This is a genomic window from Mycobacterium sp. 1423905.2, assembly GCF_001673155.1.
Lineage (GTDB): Bacteria > Actinomycetota > Actinomycetes > Mycobacteriales > Mycobacteriaceae > Mycobacterium.
In genome coordinates, this window is sequence record NZ_LZLE01000227.1 from 36,540 (window position 1) to 60,143 (window position 23,604).

The following is a 23,604-nucleotide window of genomic DNA, read 5'->3' on the forward strand; positions in this document are numbered from 1 at the left end:
AACTTCATGACTCAGACCTCGTCACGTATGCCCGCCTACACCGCCGAGCATCCGCCGATACCGGACACCGACGCTCTCCGGGCCCGCATCCCAGGCTGGGGTGCCGACCTCGACAAAGCGGACCGACCCTCGGTGCCGAAATTGCAATTCCTCGAGACCGGCGCGCATTGGGACTTCCCCGAGCGCCAGCCGGAGAAGTGGCCGCGGGAGCGGTCGGTCGAGCATCGCTTCCTGACCCCGGTGTTCGGTACGGCGCAGCCGCCCAGGGGCCTGGCCGGGGTGCTCCGAAAGCTCGCGTACAAGAAGTTCAGCGAGGGACGCGCCGCGCACTGGCTGATCCTGCTCTACGCCGACCGCCTCGACGCAGCCGAGCACCACCTCCGCTCACTGCTCACCCTGCGGCCCGACAACCCGATCACCGAATCGGGCTTCAAGGCCGAATTCACCCACAACGGCATCAAGTCCCGGTTCGGAAACAGCCGGGTCGACGTTAAGCACGCCTGGATCGACCCCGTCATCGTGGCCGGCCCCTGGGTGCTCGGGATCCTTCTGGTGAGAAAGCTCTTCAGGCGCCGGAAGTAGAGCTCGGAGCCATCTTGACCGATCAACACGAAGACACCACGACGCAAGAGGATTCCACATCGGAGGGCAACCTCGAACTCTTCTTCGATCTGGTGTTCACCTTCGCCATGTCGCAGGTTACCCAGCTCATGCTGCATGATCTGTCGCCGAGCGGGTTCGGCCGGGCAGCACTGGCGCTGCTCGCTGTGTGGTGGGCCTGGGTCGGATACACCTGGCTGATCAACACGTTCGACAGCCAAGGTGTCCGGCACCAAGCGGTGGTGATCGGCGCGATGGCGGCGATGCTCGTCGCCGCGACGGCGCTACCCATGGCGTTCTCGTCCGGGGCGTTGGTCTTCGGGATCGCGCTGTTGGTGGTTCGGTTGATTCACGTCACGAAGTTCGTGGTCTACGCCAAGAATGAGGACACGGAGATGCGGCGCAGTTTCTTGCGGATCGCCCCGGCCTTCGTCGCAGCACCCAGCTGCATCGTGGCGGCCGCCTTCGTCGACACACCTGGCCGCGAACTGCTGTGGATGGCCGCCGCGGTGATCGACTACGGCGCGCCGGCCGTCTTTGGTCTCGGAGGGTTTCGGGTCTCACCGTCCTACTTCGTGTCTCGTCACGGCTCGATCATCATCATCGCCCTCGGTGAGGCGATCGTCGAATTGGGAGCGGGCGCAACCGATCTCCATCGGGCGGAGGTGATCGTCGCGCTCGTCCTGGGGGTGGCGATCATGGCGACATTCTGGTGGACCTACTTCGGGCTGGCGGGCGGGGCCGAACAGCGGCTGCAACAGGTGACGGGTGACGAACGAGCCCGGCTGGCGCGGGACGCGTACAGCTACCTGCATCTGCCGATGGTGGCCGGCGTCATGCTGTTCGCCGTCGGCGCGCACGCCGCTGTTGCCCAAGCCGCGGCTCCGCTTCCGCTGCTGCCGGCAGTCGCGTTGGCCGGGGGCATGGCGCTGTTTTATCTCAGCGACGTCGCCTACCGGTGGCGCGATCATCACCAGGTCCCCATCGATCGTGCCGTGACAGGGTTCGCGGCCGCGGCGGTCTTGCCGGTGCTGATGGACCTCCCGGCGATTGCGGCGCTCGGTGTGCTCACCGCGATGGGATGGGTCCGGCTGGCCTGGGAACTGTGGCGGCGCCCGCGTATCGGCCCGGGGGTGGCGGGGCAGGTGCGCTGACAAGCGCGTGCGGTCGAAAGTACCGATGGGAGTGGACAAGTCACATGATGACAGGAGGATGATGTCACATTCACGACGCCTTTCGGGGCGAAAGATCGCGGTGCTCGCCGCGGATGGTTTTGAGAAGGTCGAACTGGTGATTCCGATGCGGGCGCTCCAGCTCGCCGGTGCGAAGACCGAGATCGTGTCGCTGCGCCGAGGCCGCATCCGCGGGGTCAACTTACACATGCCGGCGACCCGGGTCGGTGTGGATAAGGTTGTCACCGACGCCGACCCCGGTGACTACGACGGGCTGCTGCTTCCCGGGGGCTTCATCAATCCCGACCTGCTGCGGCAGTCGGCGGCGGCCCGGGATTTTGTCCGCGCATTCGACCACGCCCGCAAGCCAATTGCCACGTTGTGCCACGGGCCATGGGTGCTTGCGTCGGCAGGATTGCTCACCGGGCGGACCCTGACCTCGTGGCCCGGCATCCGCGACGACCTGGTGAACGCCGGCGCCACCTGGCTTGACCGCGAGGTCGTGCGCGATCGCAACCTGGTCACCAGCCGGGGACCACAGGACATGAGGGCGTTCTTGCCGGCGACGCTCGACATCTTCGCCGAGTCGTCGAATCAATCGCAGACGGTCACAAACCATAACGGCTCGGATCCGCAGCTCAACAAGCCGCTCGGCTGGGCGGTGGCCGCCCTGCACTGGTCACCGAAGCCCTCGGCGGCGGCGCTGACCAGCGTGGCCGCGGCGGCAATAGCCTCGCCGTTACGGAGACGGGTTTCCATTAAGAACTAGGGAGCAAACTCTTTTGTATCCAACGCGACGCACCCGTAGGCGCGCTGCGAGGTCTCACAGCAAACATCATGCTTGCGCGGCGCAGCACGGGTATTCGTCCGGGCGCGATGACGGGAAGCTCTTGACCTCGACGAGGTCGCGGCGGGAGCAGCGCGCGGCAAGCCCATAGCAGCCGATCGCCCTGCGGCCCCAACTCCGTCGTCAGCGAATCGCTGATGACACCGATTACGGAACGGCGGACCGCGCCGGGTATAGGACTACCTCATAGTGTGTCGCCCTCCTGGGTCTCGGTGCTGGCATTGACACCGCCGCGTTCGTCGACGGGCGCCCGCTCACTACCTATCGCGGTCCCCCGCGTACCGCACGTTCGGGACTGCCGAGGGCGGCTCGTCGCGACATAACTCGCCGCCAGCACTATCGCGCAGCCGGTCAGTTGCAGCGTTGTCGGCCGCTCCCTCAATACGAGTGCCCCCAAGACAACGGCACCCACTGGGGTCAACAGGAGCAACGCTGAGCTGACGTCGCTGGGCAGTCGCGGCGAACAAAACGCCACGAGCAGCCATCCCAGCAGTTGTCCGGTCAACGTGACCAGGACCAACCATCCGATCGACGACCACGGTGGCGTGAAGTCGACGCCGTGCCAACACGGGCCTGTGGCGATCGCAATGATGGCCGCCGAAACGAGGACGGTGCCATAGGTCTGCATTGGTTGGCCCGCCTGACCGCCGCGGCGGAGCAAAAATAAGAAGCCCGAGTAACACAGGGCCGCAGCGATCGCGTGCACAGTGCCCCATACCGGGTTGCTTCCTACGGCGCCTCGCTGAAAGGCGCCACCCGCCAGTAGCACGCCAGCCAGGATGACGGGCAACGACCACAAGAATCGCGGTCCGACACGTTCCCGGTCGACGAGCCAGGCCAACAGCGGCACCAGTGCGATCTGGGTGTTCACCAACACTGTCGACAGGCCCGCACCCACCTCCGGTATTGATTGCGTCCACCAGAGCATGTCGCCGGCGAACAGCACGCCGCATCCCACACCCGTGAGATAGCCGCTCATGCTGAGCGCACCATGGCGTCGTCGTTCCTGCCACGCCAGCGCGCCCACCACTGGCAGCGCAAACAGGCATCGAGCAGCGGTGGCCGTGGCCGGTGTGGCAGCGGCCAGACCGAGCAGCACGGCCGACGCCGAGACACAGAGGGCGCCGAGGGCCCCGCCGAGGTGCCATCGATAGTCGGTGCGGTTTATGAGCTCCATGTGGAAGTCCGTATGTCCACTTTGCCTAACAGGTAAACTTTGCTTTTACCTGTTAGTCTGTGAACCATGGTGTCCGCCGCCGGTGAGCTCGACATGCGTGGTGGACATCCCGTGGTCGACTTCGTCAATACCGTTGCCTGGCGCGGAGATTCGGCGCGACAGATTGACTACCTGGTCGATTATCCGGACCTCGTGGCGTGGTGCCGCCTCGCTAAGGTGTTGACGGCGGCGGAAGCCCGCCAGCTGACAACCGTCGGAGCAGCAACCCAGCGCATTCTCGATGACGGCAAGCGACTGCGCGAAGCGCTGCATGCGGCCTGGACCGATGGAAACGACCTCGATGAGGTGATCGCGACGATGTATCGAGGGGCGATGCGCGAGAGGAGGCTGCGGATCGCCGACGACAGGATCATGTGGACCGAGGACGAGCTGACGAGCCGCACGCCCGTTTACCGGATCGTGGTGTCGGCCGTTGAGTTATTAACTCGCACACCGCGATCGCGGGTGAAGCGGTGCGATGACGCAGCGTGCGGTTGGCTGTTCTTGGACAGTAGCCACCGCCAGAACCGACGCTGGTGCAGCGCGGCCGATTGCGGGAACCGAGAGCGCGCTCGCCGGCACTACCAGCGCAACCGCCGGTAACGCTGCCCCGAACCGATAGTCGGACGTTGAGCCATCAGTACCATCGTGATACATTCCGACATATCGATACATGTCCGCGTAAGACCACAGGACACCAATGACAGACGCAATGGATTGGGATCTCATCTACCGGCACGACGGAGGCCCCTCGTGGAACATCGGTGAACCTCAGCCTGAAATGGCCCGGATCATCGATCGGGACGGCGCTGTACGTGGCGAGGTGCTGGACGCCGGATGTGGGCACGCCGCATTGTCATTGGCATTAGCCGCCCGCGGGTACGCGGTAGTGGGCATTGATCTGTCGCACAGCGCCATCGCGGCAGCTACTGCAGCAGCCGGGCAACGCGGACTGGACAACACCACGTTTGTGCAGGCCGATATAACGTCCTTAGCCGGTTACGACGGACGCTTCTCGACCATCTTCGATAGCGGACTGCTGCATGCGCTACCGGCCGAGCGCCAGCAGGACTATCTCCATTGCTTGCATCGGGCGGCTGCACCCGGCGCAACGTTCTACATCTTGGCGTTCGGAGCCGGCGCATTTCCCGGCCACACCGGATTGCCCACCCAATTCACCGATGAACAACTCCGCCAAATCGTCTGTGAACACTGGCAGGTTGACGAGATCCGGCCCGCCAGGCTGTACGCCCGCTCCGACCAGCTGCCCGGCGTAACAGCTACGCCCACCGCCCGCAACGTCGAAAGCGGGATGGCACATTGGCCCGGCCATCTTCTAACGGCCCACAAGGAGCGCTGACGTCGGCCAGCGGAAGGTCTCACCCTCCCCATCTCCCGCCGCGCCCGTTCCACCGAATCGTCACGGTGACGAATACGCGCCAGTGCACTTCCGCGGTACCACTCACCTGATGTCTAAGCTTCAGAAATTAGCGCAACAAACCGGCGAAGGAGCCAGGACCGATGTTGGACGCGATCGGGCGCACGCTAGGACAAGTCGCTGGGGCAACCGCTTCCATTTTCGGTATTCGAAGCGGCACGCAGGAGCCTCCACACAGCTCTCAGTGGTTGCACGGCGGCATCGAGATTCGCCAGTACGGCGCCCGGATTGTGGCCCAAACGACGGTCGACGCCGACGAGGAGAAGGCTCGCAACATCGGTTTCCGCCGCCTAGCTAATTACATATTCGGGGGCAATAACATCGCAATGACAGCACCCGTTGCTCAGGAATTTCGGAGCAACACGGGAGAAAAGATCGCAATGACAGCCCCTGTCGCGCAACGTGGCACCGACGACGGCGAGTGGCTCATTCAATTCTTCATGCCGGCGGAGAAGACGATGACGTCATTGCCCCAACCGAATGATCCGGCTGTCACGCTCGTCCAAGTCCCGCCCGAGACATATGCGGTGCGACGGTTCTCTGGGAGCCGCAGCCCTGACGCCATTGCCCGGCAATCCGCATTGTTGCGACAGGCATTGTGCGACAACGGGATCACCCCTACCGCGACGCCGGTGACCTGGTTCTACGATCCGCCGTGGACCATTCCCATGCTGCGTCGCAGCGAGGTTGCCGTACCGATCGACGTCGACGCCTAGTCGAGCACATGTCCTCGGAGGTGAGCGAGCAGCCATCGTCCGGGCGTTGGCACGCGATCGGCCTGACGGCCTATCTGGCAATGCTCGCCCTTTATGCGGGCGCAGGAGACGCCGACGCGACAAGGCTGTACTGGATCCTGGGCGCCGCCGCATTTTTCGCGGTAACCGCTGCGCTTATCGGCCTGCTGCGTGGCTGGCAGAAGCGCCGCGGATTGCTGCTCGCCTGGCCGGTGGCATCACTGATCGCCACGATCTTGGCCGGCGCGGCTGATTCTCAAGCCACCCGGGAGCTGCCGGGCACCATCACGGTCACCTTCGCTTATCTCGGACTCACTTGCGGGCGCTGGCGCTCGCTAGCCGTCGTACCACTCGGAGTCGCAGCGTTCGTCATCGGCGGTGGTCTCGATCTTCCGGGCAAGGCACCCAAAGTCATTCTGGCCGTCGCCATGTGGGTCTTGGTGTCCGAAGTCCCCGCCTGGCTGATCTCTCGACTGGAAAAGCAGAGTGCGCTGCTGCGCAGGATCGCCGAGACCGACGCGCTGACCTCACTGCTCGATCGCAGCACGCTAGGTCCCCGGCTGTCACAACACGCGAGCGAGTCCGCCGTGGTGCTGATCGACCTCGACAACTTCAAGGGTTATAACGACCGCCACGGCCACGAAGCCGGCGACGAACTGCTGGTCGCGTTCGCTGAAGCGCTGCGCTCGTCGACCCGAAAGGACGACGCCGTCTTCCGGATCGGCGGTGATGAGTTCTTGCTCTTACTGGTCGCCGCAGACCGCGCTGAGGCCGAGCAGGTCGTGGACCGGCTACGCCGCCGGTGGGCACAGGCGGAGTCGTCGGTGGGATTCAGCGCGGGCATTGCCACCGGCGAACAAAACTTGATGCGGCTCGCCGACGAACATATGTACGCCGCTAAACGGTCTCGCCGTCTGCTCAGCGACTGACACGGCGTAGCGTCAGCTATGTCCGTGTCACCAGCGCACGCTGAGGAGTCGCAATGTTGCATTCCGTTCTCATGGCCGCTCAAGAAAATCCACAAGCGGCAGGCCTCATTCTGAAAGGCATCAAAGGAATATTCGTCGCGATTGGCAGCGTTATCGCCGCAATCGTGTGCGGAGTGATCGCCAGCATCAAAGGACGCAATCCGCTCGGCTGGGGCCTTCTTGGTCTGTTCTTCAGCATCCTCACGTTGATCGTCATCACCATTTTGCCCAGCAAGAGGCGGTGATCGATATAGCCTTCCGCAACGGTGGCCGATATGGTAACCGGCATCGTTGAGTTAGCGGGAAGGCGACCTGATGGGAAAACTCAAACCGCTCCTTTTCGGCCTCGTCGTAATTGCTGTAATCGTCTTCATCGCCTGGCCGGTGAAGAAGACGTGCCCCAATGGACCATGCGGTGGCGCGCCGGACGCACAAGGCAACGTCCACCGCTACTACGAGGTCCAGCCGCTCGGCGCGGTAGTGATAGAGACCGTCACCGACCAACATGTGCCGGTGTCATACCACTCGGGTTACGAAGATCAGCGAGCGTCGGGATAGATTCGCTTTCCCGGACACCTACGCGCACCCCTTTGCCATTGGTCACTGTGACGAATAATGTTGCGCCGCAACCTAATATGCGTCACCGCGGCGGCGACTGCCGGCTGCTCCCGGCCTAGCCGGCATGACAACTTGACTGCAAAGTTTGCATTTCGTGCAATTATGGTCGCTATGGCGAATCAAATGGGTCTTCGCGAGCGGCGCCGCCGCCAGACCAGCGCCGACATCCGAGACGCTGCCGTACGACTGGCTCGCGCACGCGGCTTCGACCGGGTGACCGTCGAGGACATCTGTGCCGACGCCGGGATCTCCCCGCGCACGTTTTTCAACTACTTCCCCAACAAAGAGTCGGCGATCGCCTATGGTCCCTCGGACATTCCGCCCGAACTGGTTGCCGAGTTCGTAGCCGCCGGACCTGCTCCCTACTCGATGATCCTGGCGGAGCTGATCACCTTGGCCGCGCACCATCTGCGCGACGTGCCGCCAGCGCGCGAACAGGCCGAGGGCATGCTCGAATTGGCCAAGACCACCCCCGCCGTGCTCGCGGCGTTCCTCGCCGACCTCGAGCGGTTCCAGAACCACCTCACCGACATCGTGGCGCGTCGCCAGGGCATGAAACCTGACGAGGAAATACCCGCACTGATCTCCGCGTTGGCACTCACGGCTGTTCGTTCCGGCATTGAGAGCTGGACCAGCGGCGATCCCAAGGACGAAGACGACACGCCGATGCCCTACGTAGAACGGGCCGCCGCGCTGGTCAACAGCATCTTCACGGAGTGATTTAAAACACCGGATAAGAAGTTGCATACTCTGCAAAATATGCACATCATGTACTAGTGCTCCGGCGGCGGGACGTCCACGCGCTTCCGCACAGTGCAGCACGGGCTACTCCATCGTCTGACAATCAAGGGTGCGCGAATCCCGACAATCGCCCAAATCCGTTGCACAGCAGCGAAAGTCGGGTGAGAAAGGGACTTACCTAGGTGGTGCAGATATCGAAGGTTGTACGCAACGCCTGGCTGCCGATGTTGATCGTCGCCGTCGTGGTGGTCGGCGGCTTCGCCGTGGCCCGGGTCAAGTCGTTCTACGGTGCCGACAACGCGGACGCTTATGTCAGCGCCAAGGTGGACGATTCCAAGCCGTTCAAACCCAAGGTCGTCAAGTACGAAATCTTCGGCTCGGCGACACGCGCCAACGTGAACTACCTGGACCTCAGCGCCGAGCACCAGCGGGTGGACGGCGCGCCACTGCCGTGGTCGCTGACCCTCAGCACGACGGCGCCCTCGGTTTTTCCCAACATTTCCGCGCAAAGCGACGGTGATTCCCTCGGCTGTCGAATCACCGTCGACGACGAAGTCAAAGCCGAAAACATGACCAACGGCGTGCACGCCCTGACCTTCTGCTTGGTGAAATCAGCATGAGCACGACTTCGCAAGACACGCAGGATGACTCGCGCACCGCTCCCATCCCGGTCGCCAAGCACGCTGCGCGCTCAGGAATCCCGCACTTCGTTCGCAAGTTCGCGGTGCCCATCATTCTGGGCTGGATCGCACTGATCGCGGTACTCAACGTCGCGGTCCCACAATTGGACGAAGTCGGCAAGCAGCGCTCAGTCTCCATGAGCCCCGACGATGCGCAATCGGTGATCGCGACCAAGCGCGTCGGTGAGGTGTTCAAGGAGTACAAGTCCAACAGCTCGGTCATGATCGTGCTCGAGGGTCAGAATCCCCTGGGCGCAGATGCGCACGCCTACTACGACCAAATCGTCCGAAAGCTCAACGCCGACACCAAACACGTTGAGCACGTTCAGGATTTCTGGAGCGATCCGCTCACCGGGTCGGGTTCGCAAAGCAACGACGGCAAGGCGGCCTACGTGCAGGTCTACCTCGCCGGCAACCAGGGCGAAGCGCTCGCCAACGAATCAGTCGATGCCGTCGAAAACATCGTGAAAAGCGTTCCGGCACCGTATGGGGTGAAGGCCTACGTCACCGGCCCGGCGGCCCTTTCGGCGGACCAGAACATCGCCGGTGACCGCAGTTTGCAGGTGATCACCACCGTAACGTTCTTGGTGATCATCGCCATGCTGCTCCTGGTCTACCGCTCGATTGTGACGGTGTTGCTCACCCTGGCAATGGTCGTCTTCGAACTGTCCGCAGCCCGGGGAGTTGTTGCGTTCCTCGGCTACTACAAGATCATCGGCCTGTCCACGTTCGCCACCAACCTGTTGGTGACCCTGGCGATCGCGGCCGCCACCGACTACGCGATTTTCTTGATCGGTCGCTATCAGGAAGCGCGGGCTGTCGGCGAGTCACGAGAAGACGCGTACTACACCATGTTCGGCGGCACCGCGCACGTGGTGCTCGGATCCGGCCTGACGATCGCCGGCGCGACGTTCTGCCTGCACTTCACCAACCTGCCTTACTTCCAAACCCTGGGTATCCCGCTAGCCATCGGCATGGTGGTGGTCGTCGCGGCAGCGCTGACCCTCGGCCCCGCGGTCATCGCGGTGGCGTCCCGCTTCCGCCAGACGCTCGAGCCCAAACGCACACAGCGCATTCGCGGCTGGCGCAAGGTGGGCGCGCTGGTGGTCCGTTGGCCGGGCCCGATCCTCGTGCTGACCATCGGCATCGCCCTGATCGGACTGCTCACGCTGCCCGGGTACCGGACCAACTACAACGACCGCAACTACCTGCCCGCTGATCTACCGGCAAATGCGGGGTACGCCGCGGCGGACCGGCACTTCTCCAAAGCGCGGATGAACCCCGAGATGCTGATGATCGAAAGCGACCACGATCTGCGTAACTCCGCGGACTTCTTGGTGATCGACAAGATCGCCAAGACCATCTTCCGCGTGCCCGGAATCAGTCGCGTGCAAGCGATCACGCGCCCGCAAGGCACCCCGATCGAGCACACCTCGATCCCCTTCCAGATCAGCATGCAGGGCGTTTCGCAGCAGATGACCCAGAAGTATCAAGAAGACCAGATGGCCGACATGCTGCACCAGGCCGACGACATGCAGACAACCATCAACAGCATGGTGGAGATGCAGAACATCACCTCGCAGATGGCCAACGACATGCATGTCATGGTCACCAAGATGAAGTCGATGACGATCGATATCGCCGAATTGCGCGATCACATGGCCGATTTCGAAGACTTCTTTCGGCCGATCCGCAGCTACTTCTACTGGGAAAAGCACTGCTTCGACATTCCGGTGTGCTGGTCGCTGCGGTCCGTATTCGACGCGCTGGACGGCATCGACACGATGACCGACGACATCCAAACTCTGATTCCCATCATGGAACACCTCGACACGCTGATGCCGCGGATGACCGCCTTGATGCCCGAGATGATCCAAAACATGAAAACCATGAAAACCACCATGCTGACCATGTATTCGACCCAGAAGGGCATGCTGGATCAGCAAAAGGAGGCTCAGCAGAACTCCTCGGCGATGGGCAAAGCGTTTGACGCATCCAAGAACGACGACTCGTTCTATCTACCGCCGGAAACCTTCAACAACCCGGAATTCAAGCGCGGAATGAAGAACTTCATCTCCCCCGACGGCCACGCGGTGCGCTTCATCATCAGCCACGACGGCGATCCCATGACCCCAGAAGGCATCTCGCATATCGACGCCATCAAGAAGGCGACGTACGAATCGCTGAAGGGAACGCCGCTGGAAGGTTCGAAGATCTACCTCGGCGGGACGGCCGCAACCTTCAAAGACATGCAGGACGGTAGCAACTACGACCTGCTGATCGCCGGCATCGCTTCCATGTGCCTGATCTTCATCATCATGCTGATCATCACGCGCAGTGTGGTGGCCTCCGCGGTCATCGTCGGCACTGTGTTGCTCTCCCTGGGGGCATCTTTCGGCTTGTCAGTGTTGATCTGGCAGCACCTCATCGGCATCGAGTTGCACTGGATGGTGCTGGCCATGTCCGTCATCATCCTGCTCGCGGTCGGTGCGGACTACAACTTGCTACTGGTGTCGCGATTCAAAGAAGAGATCCATGCCGGCTTGAACACCGGAATCATCCGATCGATGGGTGGCACCGGGTCCGTGGTGACTTCGGCCGGTTTGGTTTTCGCTTTCACCATGATGACCATGGCGGTCAGCGAGTTGACCGTCATCGGACAGGTCGGCACCACGATCGGCTTGGGCTTGCTGTTCGACACGCTGATCGTCCGGTCGTTGATGACGCCGTCGATCGCGGCGCTGCTCGGCAAGTGGTTCTGGTGGCCCCAACGGGTGCGGCAACGGCCCGTCCCGTCGCCGTGGCCGGACCCGAGTAAGGAGCCGACCAAGGCGCCGCAATCTTTGGTGACCACTTGAGGTGATGTCGGCCACGCGGCGGTTTCCCCCAGCTGAGCAACGGGTACGAACGCACGGGCGTTTAGACTGAGCGCTATCGAGACTTTCCTCCGCGTTCCCGATCCCAGCTGAGCTCCGCCACTTTCGGCAGCGTTGCCGCCTGGAGAGTGTGGCGCGCGTGTCCCGCGCTGTCAGTGGGTCGCCACGCGCATACATGAGACGGAGACGACCTTGATCGATTCTCGCGTAACCACCACTCAGCTCCGCATCGCGGAGCAGGCACGCGCCATTCGAGAACGCGCCGACGACGCCGTCGACCTCGCCCGCGGCTATGCCAATCACGCGGCGTTGGCGTGGGCCACGGTCCGCAATAGACCAGGGTTTGGCTGGCCACCCGAGGTTCGGGACCTCGTCAGTCAAGCCAAAGGCATGCTGATGGAACGCTATGACGTCGGCGCCGATGATGCCCTCGCTCTGCTCAAGCGGCTGTCCGACGAATCCAAGATCCCGATCGCTGAGGTGTCTCGCCGGCTCGCCAACCGGCAACGCCAGGTGCACCGGTCGAGACCGATCGATCACGGCAAGACCAATGCAGGGCCGCGGAGCCTGGCCCACCTGAGTAAAGACAGTGCGGAGCGGCGCCAAATGATCCGCGAGGCCACTCGCTGCTAAGCTACCGACCCCGCAGCTCCATGGGCTTCGCCGGGCACCAAGATCCGCGCCCTGACAGCGCTAGAACAGCCGGACGCCGAATGGCGCCAGCCACCAGTCGGCGCTCTGGGCGCCACCGGCGCCGCCCCCGCCACCGCTGAAGGCGTCACTACCGCCGCCGCCGCCGAGCTGGCCGTTACTAGCCGCCCTGGCCGCCGGCGTCGGCCGGGACTCCGCCGGGGGCTATGTCGGCGATGAGCCGGCACTGACAGCAAAGAGACTGTCCACTAGGCGACACGCACCCGAGGAGTCAGGGCACCACGTCGAACACCGCGGCCGCGGAGGTGATCGGCTTGTCGCAGTTTCCTTCGTCATGTAACAGCATTCGCACGCCGACCCGTCCCGACCCGGCGAGGTGAGCGGTGCCCTCGGCACGGAATGGGCCAATTTTGCCGCGCGACATGAACATCACGTGCCAACTCATCACCTGCAGTCGCCGTGTCCCGGCGACCTCGGCGGCAAGGTCGGTCGCCGCAGTCTCGAGGAGCACGTGTTGCGGGCCGATATGCAATGCCGCATCCGGCGAAGCGAATTCGACGCTGAGTGGGGGCAGTACCCAGTATCCGTCGGTTCGCTTGGCGGCACCGAAGGCCGCCCACAGCGGCGGCAACTCGGGCAAATCCTCGATCACCAGCTCGGTGCCGGCAACGTCCATCCGGTCCAACCCCTCAGGCGGAAGGCCGATGATCGCACCCTGGCCCTCGTTGAACGCGATCACCCGGTCCGGGTTGTCTGCGTCCACGATTTTGCATCGCCCGTAGCCCATGGTGCGGCCCTGATGCATGATGCCCGAGTCGACGATCGCGATCCTGCTGACGTCGTGGCCCGGGTCGATGATCTGCACCGAGGCGATGACCGGGTTCGGCACCGCGACCATGTCGGTCTGGCACCCTTCGGGAGACGAAATAGCAAGCGGCGCAACCATGAGGCCGCCAGCCTCGTTGCGCATATCGCGACGGATGACGACGGTGTCGTCGGCGTCCCCCAGGTTCATCGACGAATGGTTGCGTCCGATGTACCGGTAACTCAGTAGGCCAGTCCAGCGGCGATACAACTCGTCTCGGTACGCCGCGGAATCGTCAGTCAGATCCCGGATGTCTCGCAACTCATCGCTCACCCGAAATAAGCTACTCGCGGGCTGCCACGTCGAGTCGGCAGGCGCATGAGGCGCGGATCGGCACGTCGGCACGGGCCGCGGCCAGCGCCAGTTGCTGCCCGATGATCACCGCTTCCTCGGTGCGGCCCAGCCGTCGTAAGCATTCGTGATACCCGTGCAGGCTCCACACGTTGCCAGGATGTTGACATGCCCTGGCCAAGGTCGGATCCAAACCGAGGTCCGCGGCGTATACGGCCGCAGCCTCCTCGACGTGGCCCTGTTCCAGCAGCAGTGCGCCGTACGCGTGGCGGGTGGGCTGCATCCAGCCCCACGGCTCGTCGTAAGGCAACCCGTCGTCGAGTTCCACCGCGCGTCTCAGGTGACCGAACGCCTCGGCGAATGCCCCTCCGCGGTAAGCGATTTCACCGTCGAGCATGGCAGCGGCGACCGCAAGAATATCGCGGCTGCTGTTGTTGAACAGATATCGCGACTCCGGGATTCGATCGTGGGCCTCGCCGAAAGCAAGCCGCTCGTCGCGCGCCTGTTCGAGCTGGCCGGTGGCGGCCAACGCGATGCCGCGTCCGTAGTGAATCGTCGCCGCTGTGGTGCAGTAGAGGTTCGCGTCGAAGGGCAGTGGTTGCCGGATCAATTCGTCCCAGCGGCCGAATCGCACCAGCACATGCGTGCGCAGCGGCACAAACGCTTCCAGCCAGTCGGCCATCGGCGGAGATTCGATTGACAGCAGTTCCCCGGTCAGCTGGTGGGCGAGTTCGTCAGCGGCCTGCAACGCGACGTGCTCCAGTCCTTGGAACATCGCCGAATAAACGATGAAGTGCAAATCATGAGCCCGGTACAGCGAGTAGAAATTCAGCGGGCCCGCGCGATCGACGAAACGCCGATCCGCGCGCGCCGCAGCTTGATTCGCCGCGACCGCGCTCCGGTAGTCTCCGCACAACACGTCGATATGGCTCGGCATGTGCTCCAGGTGTCCGGCGTCGGGCACCAAGCCGCGCAACAGGTCCGCGGCCGGTAGCGCACTCTCCGGAGTGCCCGACATCTCCATGGTGTGGATATACAAATGCAAGATGCCGGGATGATCACGGCCTGCCGGCCCGGCAAGCGCATCTTCGAGGATGCGCTTGGCCTCGATCACGCGGGAGCCGGCCGCCGGCTCGCCGCTGGACGTGTCCCATAGGGCCCACGCGGTGACATTCACCAGCGCGTCGGCGGCCAGCGCGTGCACGTCGACATCGAAGGGATATTGCGCCGCGAGCGTCGTCATCGCGTCGGCGTATGCCTTTTGGCCAGCGCGCAAAGCTTCGATATCGGCAGGGTCATGAGTCGGGAAGCGGGCGCGGAGCGCGGCGATCAACCCGAGCTCGACTGGACTGGCCCGCCCCTGCCCGGCTCGATCGAGTTCGGTATGAGCGCGCGCCAGTGACGCGGAAAGGTCGGCCGGATCGAACGCCTCCCACGCTTTGTTGTAGTTGGGCCCCACCGAATAGGCGATTCCCCAACGCGCCATGGCTAGCTCAGGATCGGCCTGCAAAGCGCGCTCGAAACACCGGACCGCTTCTTCGTGGTTGAAGGCGTAAGCCCACACCATCCCGCGGTCGAACCACGTTTGCGCTGTGCTGCAATCAGTTTCGACCGGGCGGTGATAGGAACCCAGGTCGAAGTACTGCTCGTCGACAGGCGTAGTCATACCGTCAGCCGATCGACGATGAGAGCTCGCGCGGCGCGGCCTTCCGGAGTGGGCATGAGCGGGTACACGTGCAACGACCCGGGCTGCTCCTGTAATTCGACTGGTACGCCTGCGGCGCGGGCTCTTTCGGCAAGCACATGCGCGTCGGGGTTGAGCAGGTCGCGCGTACCGGTGAAGATGGTCAGTGCTCCGAGCCCAGCCAGGTCGGCGGCCAGCGGAGCAACCCGTAGGTCGGTCAACGGCAGATTTGCCCGCCATCGCTCGGCGAACACCAGCAGCGCATCCCGTCCCAGCCATGGATCGGTCGGCTCCACCGCTGCGATGTCGGGGTTCGTGAGCGACAGGTCCACCACCGGCGATATGAGAATCGTGCGCGGCAGCACTACCCCATGCTGGTCGCACAACAGCAACGCCGCCGACAACGCGATCTGACCGCCCGCAGAATCCCCCGCCAGGCACACTGGGCCGCCACCGGACACCTGGTCGGCCACCATCTCGACGACAGCCGGCACCACCTCCGCCGCCGTGGCGAACGGCACCAGCGGGTAGATCGGGACGACGACGGTCGCCTGAGCTCCGGCCGCGATCTGAGCTACCAAACGCCAGTGTTGCGCCGTGATTTCGTTCACCCAGGCGCCGCCATGCAGATAGGTGACCGTTCGTTGTGGCGCGCCCGTGCTCGGCGTCACGGTGTAGATCGGCCAACTTCCGCGGCGCTGCACCTCGACGACCACGTCGGTGCGCAGCTTGGCCGGCGGACCGTACGGCTGGGGACGCAAGGCGCGCTGGTCGATGTGCGTCTGCGCGCTCCGCGCGTTCTCGTAGGCGCGCGTCCGGCCGGTGAACCGGAGCAGTACGGGCAGCGCCCGGCTTGCCCAACTGGTCAACGTCCGTCTCCATTGCTCAAGTCGGGCAATGGTTCCCATTGTGCAGATACCGACATCTGCCACCGGGGACTGCGACGTTGCACGAACGCCTCGACACCCTCCCGCGCATCCACGCTGCCCATCACCCGATGATGCAGGCGCGTCTCCAGGTCGGCAACCTGTCGCGGCGTATAGCCGCCAATCAAGCTGTCCCACAACAACCGCTTGGTCAGGGCCGCCGACATCGGTGCCACGTTGACCGCGATGTCACGGGCTACCGCCATCGCGGCATCCAGGACATCGGCGCCGGGCACGACGCGGCTGGCAATCCCCAAGGCGGCCGCTTCGGTACCGTCGAAAGTCCGCCCGGTCAGCAGCACGTCCGCGGCTACCGCCGCCCCCACCAGATGCGGCAGCGTCCAATGTGCCATGCAGTCTGGGATGACGCCGCGCCGAACCTGGGCGACAGCGAACTTGGCGTCGACGGCCATGACCCTGATGTCCGCTTGCAACGCAATGGTCATGCCGATGCCGATGGCATGCCCGTTGACGGCCGCGATGACCGGCTTGCGCAACTCGAACGCGGCCGGATCCGTCGGTGACGCGGTGAACGAGGCATCGGCCGACGGGGCCTCGAATGGGTTGGCCTTCGTCGAGGAGTCGGTCGTGAAGTCGGCCCCGACGCAGAACGTGTCCCCCGCCCCGGTGAGCACAATCGCGCGCACGGCGTCGTCGTCGTCACAGTGCCGGTAAGCATCGCTGAGCAGGGCGCCCATTCGGGCGGTGTAGGCATTGCGGCGTTCGGGCCGGTTGAGGGTCAGCACGGCGACTCCGCCGGTGACCGCGACGGTGACCTCAGCCATGAGACCTCATCCGGGCAAACATACCGATCGTGGACCGTCTCTCGATTGTCCACCCAGGTCAGGCGCTATCGTGTCGCAACAGTCCGTTTACCGCGAGCCAGAAGGAGGGTGATGGACGGGGCACCGAAAGGTCTCGAGGCCGACTATCTGGTGGTCGGGGCCGGCGCCATGGGGATGGCGTTCACTGACACCCTCATCAGCGACTCCGAGGCCCGCGTCATCATCGTCGACCGCGCCCACCAGCCCGGAGGCCACTGGACCACCGCGTATCCCTTCGTGCGGCTGCATCAACCCTCGGCGTATTACGGTGTCAACTCACGAGCATTGGGCAACAACACGATCGACACCGTTGGGTGGAACCAGGGCCTCAACGAACTAGCTCCGGTCGGCGAGGTTTGCGCCTACTTCGACGCCGTGATGCAACAACAATTCCTCCCCAGTGGCCGGGTCGAGTACTTCCCCATGAGCGATTACTTGGGCGACGGCCGGTTCCGCACCTTGGGCGGGACGGAGTACACCGTTACCGTCAAGCGGCGCATCGTCGACGCGACCTACCTGCGTGCCATCGTGCCGTCGATGCGACCTGCGCCTTATACGGTGGCACCCGGACTGGATTGCATCGCCCCTAATGACCTGCCGAAGTTCGCCAGCCGTGACCGGTACGTGATCGTTGGGGCCGGCAAGACCAGCATGGACGTCTGCCTATGGCTGTTACGGCACAATGTCGACCCGGACAAACTGACCTGGATCATGCCGCGCGACTCCTGGCTGATTGATCGAGCCACACTGCAACCCGGACCCAGTTTCATCACCCACTTCCGGGACAACTACGGCGCCACGCTGGAAGCGATCGACGCGGCGACCTCAGCGCAGGACCTGTTCGACCGCCTGGAGGCGTCGGGCACATTGCTCCGCCTCGACCCGTCCGTGCGCCCGCGCATGTATCGATGTGCGACCGTGTCGCACTTGGAACTCGAACAATTGCGTCGCATCCGCGACATCGTGCGGATGGGCCACGTTCAGCGCATCGAGCCGACCGCCATAGTGCTAGACGACGGGTCCATCCCGACCTCGCCATCCGCCCTGTACATCGACTGCACCGCCGACGGTGCGCCGCAGCAACCAGCCAAGCCGGTGTTCGACGGCGATACCATCACCCTGCAAGCCGTGCGCGGCTGCCAACAGGTCTTCAGCGCCGCGTTCATCGCTCACGTGGAATCCGCCTACGTAGACGACGCCGTCAAGAACGAACTCTGCGCACCCATTCCTCACCCGAACGGTGACCTGGACTGGCTGCGCTTGACCCGCTCAGACCTGCGCAACTTTCAGCGCTGGCTGGACGACGAGCAGCTGTTCGAGTGGCTGGCCTCGGCCCGACTGAACTTGCTTGCCGACCTGCTCCCGCCGCTGTCGCACAAGCCGAGGGTGCGTGAGCGCGTCGTCTCCATGTTCCAAGCCAAGCTCAACACGGCCAGCGACAAGCTCGACGCACTGCTCAGCGAGGCCACTGCCCTTGCAGGACAACGCTAGATGACCCACGCTCCCGAAGTCGGCGATCCGCTCGTCCCGCTACCCGATTCGGGATATGTCTACCGCACCGGTTGGCGCGTGGGCACTTTCGACATCGACGAACACATGAGGCTGCGCCTGGACGCGGTTGCGCGCTACATCCAGGAGGTGGGCGCCGAGCATCTCGCCGACGCGGGACTGGCCGAAGTGCATCCGCACTGGGTGGTGCTGCGCACCGTCATCGACGTCATCAAGCCCATCGAACTACCCAGCGACATCACCTTCCGTCGTTGGTGCGCCGGACTTTCCACCCGATGGTGTTCGATGCGCGTGCAACTTCAGGGCTCATGCGGAGGTCAGGTGGAGACCGAGGGGTTCTGGCTGTGCGTCAACAAAGACACCCTCACCCCGTCCCGCCTGTCCGAGGACTGCCTCACCCGGTTCGGCAGCACCACCGAAAACCACCGGCTGAAATGGCGACCGTGGTTACCGGGCTCGCCGCTAGACGGTACCGAAACACCGTTTCCGTTGCGCCGCACCGACATCGACCCCTTCGAGCATGTGAACAACACCATCTACTGGCACGGGGTGCACGAGATACTCGCCCAGGTGCCCCACTTGAGAGACAGCCCCTATCGCGCCGTGCTGGAGTACCGCAGTCCGATCAAGTTCGGCGAACTCGTCAGCATCCACTCCCGCCGAGACGGCGACGTCATACATCTGCACTTCGCGGTGAACGGCGACGTGCGCGCTGCGGCGTTGCTGCGCAAGCTCTAGTCGCGGTCGATCGATTTCATCTGTTCATCGGTGTGGTGTCCCCCGGCGGGCGGAGTCAGCCCATCGAGCCTGGACAGTTGGTCATCGGTCAACTCCACGCTGTCTGCTCCCACATTCTCCTCAAGCCGCGCAACGCGTTTGGTGCCCGGGATCGGTACGATGTCGGATCCTTTCGTCAACAGCCAGGCCAGCGCAACCTGGGCCGGCGTGGCGCCGACCTCGCTACTGATGTCCCGCACCTGGTCGGCGCTACGCAGATTGTGCTCGAAGTTCTCGTCGCTGAACCGCGGATTGGCCTTGCGGAAGTCGCTGTCGGGAAGATCCGCGGTGGATCGGATCGCACCGGTCAAAAAACCTCGGCCCAGCGGCGAGTACGCGACGAATCCGATGCCCAGTTCACGAAGCAGCGGGAGCACGCCGTCTTCGGGATCGCGGGTCCACAGCGAATACTCCGACTGCACGGCGGTGATGGGGTGCACGGCGTGTGCTCGCCGGATCGTCTGCACCCCCACTTCGGACAGGCCGATGTGTCGGATCTTTCCCTCGGTGACCAACTCGGCCAACACGCCGACCGTCTCTTCGATCGGGGTGCCGCGGTCCAGGCGGTGTTGGTAGTACAGGTCGATATGGTCGGTCGCCAGCCGTCGCAGCGAACCTTCAACGGCCACGCGGATATTCGGTGGACTGCTGTCCAAACCGTTGCGGCCGGTGTGGGAGATCAAGCCGAATTTGGTAGCCAGTAGTACCTGGTCTCTGCGACCTCGCAGAGCACGAGCTAGCAACTCCTCGTTGATGAAGGGGCCGTACACCTCAGCGGTGTCAATCAGCGTCACGCCGAGGTCGATGGCCCGGTGTATCGTGCGGATCGATTCTTCGTCGTCACTACCGGCGCCGGCATAAGCCGCTGACATACCCATGGCTCCAAGGCCGATGCGTCCCACCGTCAACTCACCCAGGTGCGCTTGTCTCATGTCGCCATTGTGGTACGGCCAAGCCCATGGCCGCTGACGGGTACCCTCGCGCTTGTGCAGAAGGTCCAAGTCGCTGCGCCGGCGCGCATTCTGGCGGTGGACTTCTATCGCGTCTCCGGTGTGATCCTGATCGTGCTCGGTCATTGGACCGCGGCGTCGGTGACCTACCGCGATGGCTATTTCGGGCGAGAGAACCCGCTTGTCGACCAGCCGTGGACGCAGTGGTTGACTTGGCCGTTCCAGGCTGTTCCGGTGTTTTTCCTAGTGGCTGGTTACGCGGGTGCTGTGTCATGGCAGCACCACAATGCCTTCGGTGGTGTAACCGGGCAGCACTGGCTGCGCCGCCGGCTGGCTCGGGTGCTGGGACCTACAGCGGTCTATGTCGGGTTGGTCTCCGCCGTTGTGGTGGTGCTGGCAATCATGCGGGCGCCGGGCTCGTTGCTGGAGTACGCGGGGTGGGCCGTGGCCATGCACCTATGGTTTCTTGCCGTCTACGTGTTGGTGGTGTTACTCACGCCAGTTGCCGTTGCGGCACAGCAACGTTGGGGACTGCTGGTCCCGGCGGTGCTCGCCGTTGTGGTAGCCGCGGTGGACGTAGCTTCTCTTGCCGGCCACCTCTCGGCCCTGGGCTGGCTCAACTACCTGGTGTGCTGGGGCGCGCTCTATCAGCTCGGGATCGCCTGGCACCAAGGCGGGTTCGCCGGCCGCAGACCGATAGTGTTGGTGGTCGGCGCCGCGCTTGCCCTGACCGCACTGCTGTGGCCCGGCCCGTATCCGGTCAGCATGATCGGAGTTCCCGGGCAAGCCGTGCAGAACACGACGCCGCCGTCGATCGCGATGTTGGCGTTCGGATGTACACAGGCCGGAGTGGCGATGGCGCTGGCGCCCCTACTCAACCGCATGCTGCGCTCGGCTGTTGCTCGACGACTCGTGGCCACTGCCAATACCAACGTGATGTCGCTGTACCTGTGGCACATGCTGCCCGTGGTGATCGTCGCGGTCGTCGGTTACCCGGCCGGGTTGTTGCCGCAGCCCCCCGAGGGCACCGGGCAGTGGTGGCTCGCCCGGCTCGAGTGGGTGGTCATCCTGAGCGTCGTGACGGCGGTGGAAATGGTGTTGTTGTGGTTGCTCAGGCGCTTTTTCGCCGCACCACTGCCCATAGTCGAAGTTTCGATGTCGGACCGCTGGACCGGCCCGTCGCTGGTAATGGGGGCCGCCCTGACGGCCTCCGCTCTCGGCTTTCTTGCCGCAGCGGGTTTTGCGCCGGACGGGCGATTCCACTGGGTGACCGCGATTGTCTTCGGTGGCGGGCTGGTCCTGGTCGCGTTAACCGGCACTCGATCCGCCGGTCGCCGTGAGGAGTCTAACGAGCACCCAACTGGGTAACCCGTGGGCGAACACAGACACACGACGGGATGGTGGCAATGACGACTCAGGTCGGCGACTTTCTGCTCGAGCGGCTACGCGACTGGGGTGTAACGCACGTATTCGGCTACCCGGGTGACGGAATCAATGGGCTGCTGGGGGCTTGGGGACGCGCCGACAACAACCCGATGTTCATCCAGGCGCGACATGAAGAGATGGCCGCCTTCCAGGCTGTCGGTTATGCCAAGTTCAGCGGCCAGGTCGGCGTTTGCACGGCGACATCCGGCCCAGGTGCGATCCATCTGCTGAACGGCCTGTACGACGCCAAGCTGGACCGCGTACCCGTGGTGGCCATCGTCGGCCAGACCGAACGCACGGCGATCGGCGGCTGGTACCAACAGGAAGTCGACCTGTTGAGCCTGTACAAAGACGTCGCCAGCGACTTCGTCGAAATGGTCACCGTTCCCGAACAGCTGCCCAACGTGCTTGATCGCGCCATCCGCACCGCGCTGGCCCGCCGGGCACCGACCGCCTTGATCATCCCCGGCGACGTCCAAGAACTCGAATACACCCCTCCCGCACACAAGTTCAAGATGGTCCCCTCCAGCCTCGGGGTCGAACAGGCCGCGGTCGAGCCGTCACCTGAGGGACTGCGGCAGGCCGCCGAGGTGCTCAACGCCGGTGAACGCGTCGCCATGCTCATCGGGTGCGGGGCACGCTCTGCGGTCGACGAGGTCACCGAACTCGCCGACGTCCTGGGTTCCGGGGTGGCCAAGGCGCTCCTGGGCAAGGACGTGCTGTCGGATGAATTACCTTGGGTGACAGGCGCAATCGGCCTACTTGGCACCAGGCCGAGTTATGAAATGATGCGCGACTGCGACACCTTGCTGATGATCGGATCCAACTTCCCTTACTCGCAATTCCTGCCGGACTATGGTTCGGCGCGCGGTGTGCAGATCGACATCGACCCCGCGGTGATCGGAATGCGTTACCCCAACGAGGTCAACCTCGTCGGCGACGCCGCCGCGACGATCCGCGCGTTGTTACCTCTGCTGCAACGCAAAACCGATCGGTCCTGGCGGGAGAAGATCGAGCGGAATGTGGCTCGCTGGTGGGAAACCATGGCGATGGAAGCCAACGTGTCCGCCGATCCGATCAACCCGATGCGGTTGTTCGCCGAACTGTCACCCAAGTTGCCCGACAACGCCATCGTCACCGCCGACTCGGGCTCAGGCACCAATTGGTATGCGCGACAATTGAAGTTCCGCGCTGGAATCCGCGGGTCTCTGTCCGGAACGCTGGCCACCATGGGACCCGCGGTACCGTACGCCATCGGCGCGAAGTTCGCGCACCCGGACCGGCCGGTGATCGCCTTCCCCGGTGACGGGGCCATGCAGATGAACGGGCTGGCCGAACTCATCACGATCGCGCGCTACTGGACGCAATGGCAGGACCCGCGCCTGGTCATCGCGGTGCTGCACAACAACGACCTCAATCAGGTCACCTGGGAGATGCGGGCCATGGGCGGCGCCCCGAAGTTCGCCGAGTCCCAGACCCTACCCGATGTCGATTACGCCGCGTTCGCCGCCACCCTTGGCCTGGGTCATGCCACCCTGACCGATCCGGATGACATCGCCCCCGCATGGGATCGCGCCCTGCAGTCCGACCGCCCCACCCTGTTGGACGTGCATTGCGATCCCAACATCCCTCCGGTGCCTCCGCACGCCACTCTGGAACAGATGAAAGCAACCGCCGGCGCGGTGCTTCGCGGTGACGAAGACTCCATCGCCATGATCAAGGAGGGGCTCAAGGTCAAGGCACAGGAGTTTTTGCCGCACCGGGGTAGCGGTCACCCATGAGCGGAAATTTGCCCTGATCATCGGGCCCTAC

The 23,604-nt window shown here is 63.9% G+C and carries 22 protein-coding genes and 1 pseudogene; 17 read left to right on the forward strand and 6 right to left on the reverse strand.

The features are described from left to right. The first annotated feature begins 6 nt into the window (after window positions 1–6). The 3 genes and pseudogenes from A9W95_RS14200 to A9W95_RS14210 form a co-directional block, all read left to right on the forward strand. Window positions 7–582 (forward strand): hypothetical protein, encoded by a 576-nt coding sequence (locus A9W95_RS14200; protein WP_371328068.1) that lies wholly within the window; start codon window positions 7–9, stop codon window positions 580–582. 14 nt (window positions 583–596) lie between these two features. Continuing rightward, the gene (locus tag A9W95_RS14205; protein WP_067413652.1) at window positions 597–1,754 is read left to right on the forward strand and encodes a low temperature requirement protein A; all 1,158 of its coding nucleotides are present in this window, start codon (window positions 597–599) and stop codon (window positions 1,752–1,754) included. Between the two features lie 61 nt (window positions 1,755–1,815). Beyond that, window positions 1,816–2,355, forward strand: a pseudogene (locus tag A9W95_RS14210) (type 1 glutamine amidotransferase domain-containing protein); the annotation flags it as partial. A gap of 448 nt (window positions 2,356–2,803) precedes the next feature. Here the strand turns inward: A9W95_RS14210 and A9W95_RS14215 are convergent. Further along, window positions 2,804–3,796, reverse strand: a complete 993-nt coding sequence (locus A9W95_RS14215; RefSeq protein ID WP_082983093.1) for a DMT family transporter — start codon at window positions 3,794–3,796, stop codon at window positions 2,804–2,806. Between the two features lie 66 nt (window positions 3,797–3,862). Here A9W95_RS14215 and A9W95_RS14220 point away from each other — a divergent pair, with 66 nt between their 5' ends. The 10 genes from A9W95_RS14220 to A9W95_RS14265 all read left to right on the forward strand — a co-directional run bounded on the left by A9W95_RS14220 (window position 3,863) and on the right by A9W95_RS14265 (window position 12,523). After that, window positions 3,863–4,438 carry a CGNR zinc finger domain-containing protein gene (locus A9W95_RS14220; protein WP_067413655.1) on the forward strand — a complete coding sequence of 192 codons (576 nt, stop codon included), beginning with the start codon at window positions 3,863–3,865 and terminating at the stop codon, window positions 4,436–4,438. A gap of 97 nt (window positions 4,439–4,535) precedes the next feature. Beyond that, on the forward strand, window positions 4,536–5,195 hold the full coding sequence (locus tag A9W95_RS14225; RefSeq protein WP_067413658.1) for a class I SAM-dependent methyltransferase: 660 nt from the start codon (window positions 4,536–4,538) through the stop codon (window positions 5,193–5,195). A gap of 161 nt (window positions 5,196–5,356) precedes the next feature. After that, complete coding sequence (locus A9W95_RS14230) at window positions 5,357–5,989, forward strand: heme-binding protein (RefSeq protein WP_067413661.1); 633 nt, start codon at window positions 5,357–5,359, stop codon at window positions 5,987–5,989. An 8-nt stretch (window positions 5,990–5,997) separates the two neighbouring features. Continuing rightward, on the forward strand, window positions 5,998–6,936 hold the full coding sequence (locus A9W95_RS14235) for a diguanylate cyclase (RefSeq protein ID WP_067413663.1): 939 nt from the start codon (window positions 5,998–6,000) through the stop codon (window positions 6,934–6,936). Window positions 6,937–6,989: 53 nt separating this feature from the next. Then, window positions 6,990–7,220: a deoxyribodipyrimidine photolyase gene (locus tag A9W95_RS14240; protein ID WP_067413666.1), complete on the forward strand. Its 231-nt coding sequence runs from the start codon at window positions 6,990–6,992 to the stop codon at window positions 7,218–7,220. A gap of 70 nt (window positions 7,221–7,290) precedes the next feature. After that, window positions 7,291–7,533 (forward strand): hypothetical protein, encoded by a 243-nt coding sequence (locus tag A9W95_RS14245; RefSeq protein ID WP_067413669.1) that lies wholly within the window; start codon window positions 7,291–7,293, stop codon window positions 7,531–7,533. 171 nt (window positions 7,534–7,704) lie between these two features. Beyond that, entirely contained in the window at window positions 7,705–8,313 is a 609-nt protein-coding gene (locus tag A9W95_RS14250; protein WP_067413672.1) for a TetR family transcriptional regulator, read from the forward strand. 206 nt (window positions 8,314–8,519) lie between these two features. Beyond that, on the forward strand, window positions 8,520–8,954 hold the full coding sequence (locus A9W95_RS14255; RefSeq protein WP_082983097.1) for an MmpS family transport accessory protein: 435 nt from the start codon (window positions 8,520–8,522) through the stop codon (window positions 8,952–8,954). Further along, window positions 8,951–11,872 carry an RND family transporter gene (locus tag A9W95_RS14260; RefSeq protein ID WP_067413679.1) on the forward strand — a complete coding sequence of 974 codons (2,922 nt, stop codon included), beginning with the start codon at window positions 8,951–8,953 and terminating at the stop codon, window positions 11,870–11,872. The genes A9W95_RS14255 and A9W95_RS14260 overlap by 4 nt, the downstream gene beginning before the upstream one ends. A 210-nt stretch (window positions 11,873–12,082) precedes the next feature. Next, a complete protein-coding gene (locus tag A9W95_RS14265) occupies window positions 12,083–12,523 on the forward strand; it encodes an ANTAR domain-containing protein (RefSeq protein WP_067413681.1) in 441 nt (146 codons plus the stop codon). Window positions 12,524–12,812: 289 nt separating this feature from the next. Here A9W95_RS14265 and A9W95_RS14270 read toward each other — a convergent pair whose 3' ends face one another. Genes A9W95_RS14270 through A9W95_RS14285 form a run of 4 tightly spaced genes read right to left on the reverse strand, consistent with a single transcriptional unit; the run spans window position 12,813 to window position 17,092 of the window. Further along, window positions 12,813–13,679, reverse strand: a complete 867-nt coding sequence (locus tag A9W95_RS14270) for a hypothetical protein (RefSeq protein ID WP_067413684.1) — start codon at window positions 13,677–13,679, stop codon at window positions 12,813–12,815. Between the two features lie 10 nt (window positions 13,680–13,689). Then, window positions 13,690–15,363: a tetratricopeptide repeat protein gene (locus A9W95_RS14275; protein WP_067413687.1), complete on the reverse strand. Its 1,674-nt coding sequence runs from the start codon at window positions 15,361–15,363 to the stop codon at window positions 13,690–13,692. Next, the gene (locus A9W95_RS14280; protein ID WP_067413690.1) at window positions 15,360–16,250 is read right to left on the reverse strand and encodes an alpha/beta hydrolase fold domain-containing protein; all 891 of its coding nucleotides are present in this window, start codon (window positions 16,248–16,250) and stop codon (window positions 15,360–15,362) included. Before A9W95_RS14280 ends, A9W95_RS14275 begins: the two co-directional genes overlap by 4 nt. Then, window positions 16,247–17,092 (reverse strand): enoyl-CoA hydratase/isomerase family protein, encoded by an 846-nt coding sequence (locus tag A9W95_RS14285; RefSeq protein WP_067413692.1) that lies wholly within the window; start codon window positions 17,090–17,092, stop codon window positions 16,247–16,249. Before A9W95_RS14285 ends, A9W95_RS14280 begins: the two co-directional genes overlap by 4 nt. A gap of 111 nt (window positions 17,093–17,203) precedes the next feature. Here A9W95_RS14285 and A9W95_RS14290 point away from each other — a divergent pair, with 111 nt between their 5' ends. Both A9W95_RS14290 and A9W95_RS14295 read left to right on the forward strand, forming a co-directional pair. After that, window positions 17,204–18,622, forward strand: a complete 1,419-nt coding sequence (locus A9W95_RS14290; RefSeq protein ID WP_067413695.1) for an NAD(P)-binding protein — start codon at window positions 17,204–17,206, stop codon at window positions 18,620–18,622. Then, window positions 18,623–19,378: an acyl-[acyl-carrier-protein] thioesterase gene (locus A9W95_RS14295; protein ID WP_067413698.1), complete on the forward strand. Its 756-nt coding sequence runs from the start codon at window positions 18,623–18,625 to the stop codon at window positions 19,376–19,378. It abuts the gene before it with no gap. On the opposite strand, the gene A9W95_RS14300 is transcribed toward A9W95_RS14295, so the two are convergent. Then, window positions 19,375–20,349, reverse strand: a complete 975-nt coding sequence (locus tag A9W95_RS14300; protein WP_067413700.1) for an aldo/keto reductase — start codon at window positions 20,347–20,349, stop codon at window positions 19,375–19,377. The genes A9W95_RS14295 and A9W95_RS14300 overlap by 4 nt on opposite strands. Before the next feature lie 54 nt (window positions 20,350–20,403). On the opposite strand from A9W95_RS14300, the gene A9W95_RS14305 reads away from it, so the two are divergent. Both A9W95_RS14305 and A9W95_RS14310 read left to right on the forward strand, forming a co-directional pair. Continuing rightward, window positions 20,404–21,735 (forward strand): acyltransferase family protein, encoded by a 1,332-nt coding sequence (locus A9W95_RS14305; RefSeq protein ID WP_067413703.1) that lies wholly within the window; start codon window positions 20,404–20,406, stop codon window positions 21,733–21,735. Between the two features lie 38 nt (window positions 21,736–21,773). After that, window positions 21,774–23,573: a thiamine pyrophosphate-requiring protein gene (locus A9W95_RS14310; RefSeq protein WP_067413752.1), complete on the forward strand. Its 1,800-nt coding sequence runs from the start codon at window positions 21,774–21,776 to the stop codon at window positions 23,571–23,573. Window positions 23,574–23,604 lie beyond the last annotated feature (31 nt).